Below are 10,453 nucleotides of genomic sequence, written 5' to 3' on the forward strand. Positions count from 1 at the left end.
AGGCTTTCGTCGGTGGCGAGGCTTTCGTCGGTGGCGACACCACGACGTATGACCGCGCCGGCGAGATCTTCGAGCAGATGTCCACGTCGGAGGACTTTGCCGAGTTCCTGACGCTGCCGCTGTACGAAGAGATCTGATCGGGCGGTAGCACTTGCCTGGCCGGGGCTTTTGCCTCGGCGAAAAAAAACCGCAGCCTGGTGCTGCGGTTTTTTTTATGGTGCGCCCGGCAGGGCGCACTCACTCGATCTCCTCGTCGCCGGGAAATCGATAGGCGGCGATGGATGCTCTCCGAGCATCCATCGCACGCGCCCGGAGCGCTCGCCGTCGGCCTGGCCCCAAGCCGTTTGCGCAGCGCCTTTGCACGCCGATCCCGCCTCGGATCGCTCAGATCCAGCCCCTCGAATTCTTCGTCCACCCGCGCGCCCCGACGGCTTGGCCATCCGCGCCAAAAAATACGAGAGTGAAGGCGCGTCCGCGCATGTTTACAGCCCGCTGTGCCCACATTCCGTTAGTTGCCGGCTGCGTGTCGTTGAGACGGGGCTTCGACTTTCGCGTGACGATAGGGCTGGAAGTATCCAGGTATTGATTTAATTCTTTTCCGTAAAACAAGAATTTTCTTGGGTTTATTTTATTTCATGAGATCTATGATTTGGTCACCGTCAAGTGGCCTCAGCGTCATTGCGAATCTTTCTGTGACTCCACTTTGCGTTTAATGCGTCAAGCGGGGTGCGGTTCGATTCGGAAGCCGGTGCATCGGTTCCATGTGGACCCGCATTTAAATCGGGGTGCATCTAATCGTCTAATCGATTGATTCATTGCCCCAACTACCAACGGAAGAAGGAAACCCTATGAAACGTACTATTCTCGGCTCTCTCACAGCCGGCTGTGTGGTCATGGCCGCCATGGCTCCCTCGCTGTCGCATGCGTTCGACGGCCAGCTCGACTTTACCGGCTCCATCACGGACGTCACCTGCACCATCAACGGCCAGCCGGCCGGGCCCAACAATCGCACCACCGTCGATCTGGGCCGTGTGGACCCCGTCATCTTCACGGGCGTTGGCGTGAAATCCGCCGCGGTACCGTTCAGCCTGGTACTGGGCGGCGGCACGGCCTGCAAGAATAAAACGAAGGCTTCCATCTCCTTTGATACGGGCTCCGCCAACATCGATCCCGTCACCGGCAACCTGATCCTGCAGGGCACCGCTGCGGCGAAAGGCGTGCAGATCGAGGTTAGCGACAACGGCAACAAAGCCACCGGCAAGATCGCGCTGAACCAGGCACAGGCGAGCCCGCAGGTGGCCACCATCACTGACAACACCGCAACGCTGACCTACAGCGCGGCCTATGTCCAGACCGCCGCCTCCGTCACGGCGGGCGCGGGCAACTCGTTCATCCGCTACACGATGGCCTACTACTAAATCGAGCCAGGTTAAATTGCCAGGAATGCCATGACGTCGGTCGCTCGCATCTCTTCACTTCTTGCCGCCGGTGTCGTGGCGCTCGCCGCCTGCGCCAGCTTGGCGCAGGCTTCCATTGTCATACAGGGTACGCGACTGGTCTTCCCGTCCGATGCCCGCGAGGTTACCGTCAGGCTGAACAACATCGGCAGCGAGCCCGTTCTCGTGCAGAACTGGCTGGACGACGGCCAGGCGGACGTTCCGCCCGAGAAAGTCCGGGTTCCCTTCATGGTTTCGCCGGCGGTCGGCCGGGTGGAGCCGAGCAAGGGCGCGGTGCTGCGCATCGCCTATACGCAGGAACCACTGCCGGCCGATCGCGAGACGGTATTCTGGCTCAATGTACTGGAGGTGCCCTCAACGAAGGAGGGCGCCGAGAACGCGCTCCTGTTCGCCTTCCGCAGCCGTATCAAGGTCTTCTTCCGGCCCGTGCAACTGACGGACGTCGATGCCGCTCCTGGCAAGCTTGCCTGGAAGCTGGCCACCGTCGATGGCAAGGGGCCGGGTGGAAAGATGGCGAAGCAGCTTGCCGTGGAGGTCAGCAACCCTACGCCTTACTACGTTTCCTTCGGCCGGGTCGACGCCAGGCTGGACGGCAAGTTTGTCTCCGCGGGTGGTGGCATGGTGGCCCCGCTCGGCAAGGAGACCTTTGTACTGCCCGAAGCAAAGCCCGGCAATCATCCCGGTGCCCTGGTCCGATACGAAGTCATCAATGACTACGGCGGCCGGTACACGGAAGAAAAGGCATTGGCAAATTAGCCACTAAGAGGCCGTTTCAACATGAAGCGAAGCGGTTCTGGCTAGGCGCGCGGCCGCAGACAGTACAAGTGGCACGGCCAAGGCCGCGCAACGACGCCAGCATCTTTTGGAAACGGCCTCCAATCATTCCCATCCCGATTCCTTTCGCCGCATCGGTTGTACAGCGGCCTCCAGCTTCCGCAGATAGGACAAATTCGTCGGTCTATGCAATCCTCAGTTCGCCTTGTTCGACCCGCTGGCCCGGCTCGCGCCGCCAGTGTGGCAGCGCCGCCGACCTCCAGGCCGGGGCGCCTTGCGCCTCGCCTGATCGGCGCCGTGGCGGCGATCGCGATGTCGCCTGCCGCCTGGGCGGCGGCGACCGTTGTGGGTGGGCAGGGCGCGGGGACGCGCCAGTCCATGGATCTCGGCGCGCAGATTGGCGAAACCTCGGCGCAGGAAAGCAAAGGAGCACAGGACGGCGACCGGGAGCGCGCGCGAAGTGCCGGCAGCGATGGAACTGGGCCCGCGCCCGAGCCGCGGCTGCTGTCCGCCCTGGACGGCAAACGGGTGATATTCGACACCTACATGCTGGCGCAGGGCGCCGAGGGCATCACGATYGATACCAGCCGTTTCGAGCGGCTGGATATCGTCGCGCCGGGCAAGTACCGCGTCGAACTGCATGTCAATGGCCAATGGCGCGGCACCGAGGATATCGAGTTCCAGCAGGTTGCGGGCCGGGAAAGCTCACAGGCATGCTACGACCGCGAACTGCTCACCCGCGCAGGTGTCGATCTGAACAAGAGCGCGCGCGGCCAGGATCCCGCACGGCCACCCAACCCGATGCCCGAAGGCCTGGTCTGTGCCGACATCGGCAACTATGTTCCTGGCGCCGAACTCAAGTTCGACCAGGCGGAGCAGGCGATTTATCTTTCCGTGCCGCAATACTATCTGCGGCTGACCACATCGAAAAACTATGTCGATCCGCAGCGATGGGACAGTGGCGTTCCGGCGCTGCTGCTCAACTACAACACCAATATCTTCACCACGCAGAGCCAGGGACGCAACACCACCCAGGCCTACGCGGGCCTGAACCTGGGGGCAAACCTCGGGCCGCTGCGATTGCGCCACAACGGCTCGGTTACCTGGTCGCCGCTGACCGGCACACGCTATCAGCGTGGCTATATCTATGGCCAGACCGATCTGCCCGCGCTGCGCTCGCAAGTGCTGGTCGGCGAGAGCTCGACCAGCGGCGAGCTGTTCGATTCGGTGTCGTTCCGCGGCGCGCAGATCTTCAGCGACGACCGCATGCTGCCCGAGACGCAGCGCTACTACGCACCTGTGGTGCGCGGTACCGCCGGCTCGAACGCCCGGGTCTCGGTCCACCAGCGCGGCTTCCTCGTCTACGAGACCACCGTGGCACCGGGGCCGTTCGAGATCAATGACCTGCAGGTTGCCAGCTACGGCGGCGACCTGCAGGTGACCGTGACAGAGGCCAACGGGCAGGCGCGTACCTTCCTGGTGCCCTTTGCCACCACCGTGCAATTGTTGCGGCCGGGCGTCACGMGCTACAGCGTGACCGCGGGCAGGGCTAGCGACCCCTCTTTGCAAGGCAGCGGACAGTACGTCGTGCAGGGCACACTGCAACACGGCATCAACAATATGGTCACCGGCTACGGTGGCGTGGCCTTGGCCAGCAACTATGTGTCCGGGCTGCTGGGCGGGGCGCTCAACACGCGCCTCGGTGGCTTTGGCGCCGACGTCACGTGGGCCAGGGCCACCGTGCCTAACGGCGATAGCCTGCGTGGCTCCAGCTTCCGTGTTTCGTACAGCAAGAATCTGCCGAGCAGCGGTACCAACTTCTCGCTGCTGGCGTACCGCTATTCCACGCGCGGCTATCTTGGCCTGCGCGATGCGCTGATGCTGCACGATGCCGTCGAGCGCGGCGCGGCGGCCGATTCCTTCGCGCGCATGCGCAGCAGAGTGGATGCCAATATCAGCCAGCAGCTCGGCGCGAGCGGCGGCAATGTCTACCTCAACGGCTCTTCGCTCCAGTACTGGAACCAGCGTGGCCAGGCGCTCAGTTTCACGCTGGGCTACAGCAACCAGTGGCGCGGCAACACCTATTCCGTGTCCGTGCAGCGCGTGCAGAACGCGGGGTCCGGGGGGGCGTTGTATGGGGGAGCCAGCAGCGGCAACAGCACGCTGGTCAGCCTCAACCTGTCGATTCCACTGGGAAAGTCCGCCCGCGGCGCTCCCGTCCTGAACACCTTCGTCACGCACGACGACAGTGCCGGCACGCAGGTTTCCTCCGGCGTTTCGGGGCTCATCGACCAGCAGGGCAAGGGCTCGTACTCGCTCTCCGGTACTTATGACGACCGGCGCAATGCCACCTCGGGCAACGCCAGCATCAACTGGCGCCTGCCCGACGTCACGCTGGGCGCCAGCATCGGCCAGGGCCAAGGCTATCGGCAGGCATCGGCCAGCGCGCAGGGCGGCCTGGTCGTTCATCCGGGCGGCATTTCCCTGGCACAGACCCTTGGCGAGACCATCGGCGTGGTCCATGCGGCGGATGCGCAGGGCGCCCGGGTCGGCTACGGCGGCGCCAGCGTGGACCGGCGCGGCTACGCGGTCGTGCCGAGCCTGATCCCCTATCAGTTGAACAGCATCGATGTCGATCCCAAGGGCATCCCCGACGACGTCGAACTGAAGGTGACCTCGCGCAGCGTCGCGCCGCGCGCTGGCTCGGTGGTGATGCTCACCTACGAAACCCGCAGGGCGCGCGCCGTGCTCATCAATAGCCGCATGCCCAATGGCGAACTGCTGCCCTTCGCCGCCACCGCCATTGATGCCGAAGGCGGCACGGAGATCGGCGCCGTGGGCCAGGGCAGCCGCCTGGTGGTGCGCACCGAGAAGGACCGCGGCTCGATCCGCGTCGAATGGGGCAAGAAGCCTGAAGAGCGCTGCGTGATCGACTACACCCTGCCCGCGCGCGTGCAGGGCAAACGCAGCGGCTACGAGATGCTGGACCTGCCGTGCCTTCCATTGCCGGCCGGTGGCGTGGGCAGCAAAGAGCTGGCCGCGCGTCCGTGAAGCCGAAGCAACCCGGAGCCGGGCAACTGTGCAGTACCAGGACGGCAGCGCCAGGCAATCCGGCCGGCATGCAGAACCAGGGAAGGCCGAGCCGCATGACCAATCCGATCATCCCGGGCAGAAGCGATCGCAGGCCGCGTTGCGAGCGGCCRTGGCGCCGCGCCGGGGCCATGCTGGCCTTGCTGCTGTGCCTGGCGCCGGCCGGGGCGCTGGCGGCGTTGTCGATCATCGGCACCCGCTTCGTCTACCCCGCCGAGCTGTCGGAGCTGAGCGTGAGGCTGCGCAATGCGGGCGACAGCCCGATCCTGGTCCAGGTTTGGCTGGACCAGGGAGAGGTCAATGCCGATCCGGCCAGGCTGAGCGTGCCCTTCATCTTGTCGCCGCCGTTGCTCAGGCTGGACCCGGAGCGCAAGACGGTGCTCCGGCTGCGCTACACCGGTGAGCCGTTGCCGGGGGACCGCGAGTCGGTGTTCTGGATCAATTTTCTGGAGGTGCCGCCGCTGGCCGAGGACAGCGCCAGTCTGCTGCGCCTGTCTTACCGCACGCGCATGAAGCTGCTGTTCCGGCCGGCGGGATTGCCCGGCACTGCGGACGGGGCCATCGGGCAAGTGACATGGGCGTTCGGCAGGGCAGGGAAGGCGGGCGGCGCCGTCCTGGAAGCAACCAATCCTACGCCTTACCACGTGTCGCTGGCGCGGATGGAGATCGGGCGCGGGGGCGCATCGGTGGAGCTGGACGGCCAGACCATCGCGCCGCTTGGCGTCACGCGGTTCACGCTGCCCGGCTTGAAGGGCGCCGCCGCGGACGAGGCGGTGGTGCATTACGAAGCCGTCAGGGATAGCGGCGAACTGATCGTCGGGAATGCAAACGTCAAAAGGTAGTTTCGATGCAGCTCGATGGGGCGCTCGATGAGGAATTCCAACTCCACCGGGCTGAGAGCGGCGCATGCGCATCGATTGGGCTGCTCGTGAGATGAATGGGATTGCAATGGGAAGAAATCAAGTGACTGCTGGCCGTGAAACCTTTGTTAATGCCGATGCCGATGCCGATGCGCAAGCCTGCCGGGCGGCCGGTGACAGGCCTGCGCGCCGCGCTTTCGGGCTGCGTGCCTGCGGTGTCGGCCTGATGTTGCTGCTGCCGGTCGCGGGGCATGCGCAGGTGCCCGGTGGGCCCAACGCGTCCAATGCGCCCAATGCAACCAATGCGCCGAATGTACCCAACATACCCAGGGCCGGGCAGACCATGCGCGATCTCGAAACCGTGCGTCCGGAACTGCCTGCGCCGTCCAGGCTGGAGCTGGACCTGCCCAAGGCGGGAGATARCACCGCACCCGCCGCGCCCGCCGAGCCGGGGATACGCCTGAAGGTGCAGGGCTTTCGCATCGACGGGAACAAGGTATTCGATTCGGCGCAACTGCTGCCCCTGCTGGACGACCTGAACGGCAGCGAGCAGGACCTGGCAGGCCTGCGCGCGGCGGCGGACCGCATCACCGCGTATTACCACGAGCGCGGCTACCTGCTGGCGCGCGCCTTCCTGCCGCCGCAGGATATCGAGGACGGCATGGTCCGGCTCGAAGTGATGGAAGGCAGGTACGGGCGGATCGTGCTGCAAAACAAGTCGCGCGCGTTTGACGGCGTGCTGCGCMAGCCGCTGTCGAGGCTCAGGAGCGGCGAGGCGGTGCATGGCGCGGAACTGGAAAGCAGCCTGCTGCTGCTCAACGATATCCCCGGCGCCGAGGCCAAGGGTACCTTGCAGTCCGGCACCGAGCCCGGTACCACCGACCTGCTGGTCGAGGCGGAGCCCGGGCCGCTGGCCGGCGGCAGCCTGGAGGCGGACAACTATGGCGGCTACTACACCGGTGAATACCGCCTGGGCGGCAGCTTCTACCTGAACAACCCGTTGCGGCTGGGGGACCAACTGAGCTTGCGCGTGCTTGGCAGCGACAAGCGGCAGCGCTACTACCGCGCCGGCTACCAGTTGCCGGCCGGGCCCTGGTCCACGCGCGTGGGCGTGTCGTACTCGGATATGGGCTATCACCTCGGCAAGGACTTCGCGGTGCTGGAAGCGCACGGCCGCGCCAGCATCCGCAGCGTCTTCGTCTCGCAGCCGCTGCTGCGCGGCCGCGCCTTCAACCTGAACGCCCAGCTGCAGTACGACGACAAGCGGCTGCGCGATGAGATGGATCTCTTTGAGACCCGCGTCGGGAAGCGCGTGGGGCTGTGGACCGCTGGCGTGAGCGGCAACGGCCAGGACAACGTATTCGGCGGCGGCCAGACCRTGTTCTCGGCAAGCTACAGCACGGGACGGCTTCGCATCGACGATCCGCTCACCGAGTTCATCGACCAGATCAGCGCGAGAGCCGGCGGCAGCTTCAGCAAGATGAACCTGAGCGCGGCGCGCCTGCAGCGGCTGAGCAATCGCTTCCAGCTCTATGCCCAGGCCAATGCGCAATGGGCGTCCGGCAACCTGGACGGCTCGGAGAAGTTCGGCATGGGCGGGCCCTATGGCGTGCGCGCCTACGCGCTCGGCGCCGGCAGCGGCGACCAGGGCTGGCAGSCCAGCCTGGAGTTGCGCTACGCGGTGGCCCCTGGCTGGCAGCTGAGCGCTTTTGTGGACAAGAGCGTGGTGGACATCAACAAGCAGCCCTGGACCAGGGAGCGCAATACGCGCCGGTTGACGGGGGCGGGCATCGGTGGCGCCTGGGCCGGGCAGGGACATCAGATCAGCCTCGCACTGGCCTGGCCGGTGGGCCAGCGCGACGCAAGCGGGGGGCCGGTGCGCAGCCCCAGGTTTTGGGTGCAGGGCGCGCAGTACTTTTGAGTGCGCCGTGGACCGTGTCGGTGCAGTACCCGTGCTGCCGGGATGGTTGCAGCTTTCTCAATAACAAGGAATGAGGTCAATATGAACAAAAGCTATGCACTGGTCTGGAATCAGGCCCAGGGATGCTGGAACGTTGCCAGAGAAGGGGCTCGCCGCCGCGGCAAGTCCGGCGGCGCCAGGCGCGTGATTGCCGCGGTTGTTGCACTGTTGGGTCTGGGGGCGCTTGCGCCGGCGCATGCCTTGCCGACCGGCAATGCGATCGTATCGGGCACCGGCAATGTCGCGTCCTACAACAATGGCCGGGACATGTCGATCAACCAGTCGAGCGACAAGCTGATCATCAACTGGAACGGATTCAGCGTTGGCGCGGGGGAGAAGGTCTCATTCAACCAGCCCGACAGCAACTCGATCGCGCTCAACCGCGTGATCACTGCGAACGCCAGCAATATCCAGGGCCAGATCGATGCCAATGGCCGCGTCTTCCTGGTCAACCCCAACGGGATCGTGTTCGGGCAGACCGCCCAGGTCAACGTGGGCGGCCTGGTGGCCTCGACGCAGGACATCAGCAACGCGGATTTCAACAGCGGGACCTACCGCTTTGCCGGCGGCGCGGGTGCGTCGATCATCAATGCCGGCCGGATTATCGCCGCTCCGGGTGGCAGCGTGGCGCTGCTGGGCAGCACGGTGCGCAACACTGGCCTCATCCAGGCGCAGATGGGCCGGGTGGCGCTAGGCGCCGGCAATGACTTCACCGTGAGCTTCGACGCCAGCAACCTGCTCAACCTGCAGGTGAATGGCGGCCTGGTGGGCTCGCTGGTGGAAAACGGCGGCCTGCTCAAGGCCGACGGCGGCCAGGTGCTGATGACGGCCCGCGCCGCCGGCAGCTTGCAGCAGGCGGTGGTAAACAATACGGGCATGATCGAGGCCAAGACCTTGCAGGGCAATGCCGGCAAGATCACGCTGGACGGCGGCAGCGCCGGCGTCGTGCGCGTGGCCGGCAGCCTGAACGCCAGCGCGATGGCCGGCCCGGGCAACGGCGGCACCATCGAGACCCGCGGCGCCGATGTGCAGGTGCAGTTGGCCACCCAGGTCAACACCCAGGCCAACAACGGGCAGACGGGCACCTGGAAGCTCAGCGCGATGGATGTCAACGTCGGCCAGACCGCCGCCAGTAGCGAAAATACCGCGTTTAGCGACACGCTCTCGCGCAACCTCGGCACCACCAATATCGAGCTGGCCAGCACCGTTGGCAATCTTTCGATCAACGCGCCGATCAGCTGGAACAGCGGCAACAAGCTGACGCTGGCCTCGGCCGGCGATGTCAATGTCAACGGAGCGCTGAGCGCCACCGGCGTCAACGCCGGCGTGGCCATGACCGCCGCCGGCGCCAAGGATATCAACCTGAATAACAAGGTMGCGCTCAGCGGCGCCGGCAACGGCCTTGAGTTGAACTATGGCCGTTCGCTGAACCTGAACAACGGCGCGGTGGTCACCTTGTCCGGGACGGGGGCGTCGTTCAGGTCGAACGGTTTTTCCTATAACGTGATCCAGAATCTCGCGCAGCTGCAGGGCATCAACGACAATCTGGGTGGCTACTACGTGCTGGGCAACAAGATCAGCGGCGGCAGCCTGAAGTCGATTGGCGGCGACTACGGAACGTTCTACGGCGTCTTCGACGGCCTGGGCAATACCTTGAACAATCTCTCGGTGACCAGCACCGGGCCTTTGTCCGGCCTGTTCTCGGCATCGTCCGGCAACATCAGCAACCTCGGCCTGGCGGCGTTGTCGGTCAACGCGACGTCTGCCAATGCCGGCGCAGCTGCGCTGGGTGCGCTGGTCGGTCGGAATTCCGGCACCATCTCCAACGTCACCGCCACCGGCGTCCGCCTCAATAGCAACACCGGGCGGACCCATACGATGGGTGGCCTGGTGGGGAAGAACCTCATCGACGGCGCCATCGACCGCGCTTCGGTGAGCGCTTCCTGTCTGTCTGGCAGCGGCCTGACCCAGTCGATCGGCGGCCTGGTTGGTGAAAACGCGGGCAGGGTGACACGCAGCACGTCGGATGCCACCATCGGGGGTTACATGCAGCGTACGGCCATGGGCGGCGTGGGTGGCCTGGTCGGGCTGAACGCCGGGCCTAATGCGTATATAGCCGATTCGTCCAGCCGGGGCACCGTCGGCACTTACTATGGCGGCCTGAACGTGGGCGGCTTGGTGGGCTACAACAACGGTGGCGTCATCGAGCGCGTCTTCTCCGCCGGTAACACAGGCGCTTCCGGCAACGCCGTTATCGGTGGCCTGGTTGGCCTCAACGACAGCGGCGGCAGGATTGCCGATGCCTACACCAG

At 65.2% G+C, this 10,453-nt stretch carries 6 protein-coding genes and 1 pseudogene; 6 read left to right on the top strand and 1 reads right to left on the bottom strand.

Going from position 1 to position 10,453, the window contains the following annotated elements; translation table 11 throughout:
- Positions 1 to 346 precede the first annotated feature (346 nt).
- A pseudogene (locus tag AC1DS3_RS29185) lies at positions 347 to 502 on the bottom strand (hypothetical protein); the annotation flags it as partial.
- A gap of 346 nt (positions 503 to 848) precedes the next feature.
- Here AC1DS3_RS29185 and AC1DS3_RS29190 point away from each other — a divergent pair.
- The 6 genes from AC1DS3_RS29190 to AC1DS3_RS29215 form a co-directional block, all read left to right on the top strand.
- Positions 849 to 1,418, top strand: a complete 570-nt coding sequence (locus AC1DS3_RS29190) for a fimbrial protein (protein ID WP_441630226.1) — start codon at positions 849 to 851, stop codon at positions 1,416 to 1,418.
- A 30-nt stretch (positions 1,419 to 1,448) separates the two neighbouring features.
- Positions 1,449 to 2,213 carry a fimbrial biogenesis chaperone gene (locus tag AC1DS3_RS29195; RefSeq protein ID WP_441630227.1) on the top strand — a complete coding sequence of 255 codons (765 nt, stop codon included), beginning with the start codon at positions 1,449 to 1,451 and terminating at the stop codon, positions 2,211 to 2,213.
- A 330-nt stretch (positions 2,214 to 2,543) separates the two neighbouring features.
- Positions 2,544 to 5,282, top strand: coding sequence for a fimbria/pilus outer membrane usher protein (locus AC1DS3_RS29200; RefSeq protein WP_477128473.1), 2,739 nt, complete (start codon positions 2,544 to 2,546; stop codon positions 5,280 to 5,282).
- A 95-nt stretch (positions 5,283 to 5,377) separates the two neighbouring features.
- Entirely contained in the window at positions 5,378 to 6,163 is a 786-nt protein-coding gene (locus AC1DS3_RS29205) for a fimbria/pilus periplasmic chaperone (RefSeq protein ID WP_441630231.1), read from the top strand.
- Positions 6,164 to 6,284: 121 nt separating this feature from the next.
- Positions 6,285 to 8,102 carry a ShlB/FhaC/HecB family hemolysin secretion/activation protein gene (locus AC1DS3_RS29210; RefSeq protein WP_477128474.1) on the top strand — a complete coding sequence of 606 codons (1,818 nt, stop codon included), beginning with the start codon at positions 6,285 to 6,287 and terminating at the stop codon, positions 8,100 to 8,102.
- Between the two features lie 81 nt (positions 8,103 to 8,183).
- Positions 8,184 to 10,453, top strand: a 2,270-nt coding sequence (locus AC1DS3_RS29215) for a two-partner secretion domain-containing protein (protein ID WP_477128475.1), incomplete at its 3' end; no start/stop codon positions are given.

The organism is Cupriavidus sp. 01L46 (assembly GCF_056399905.1).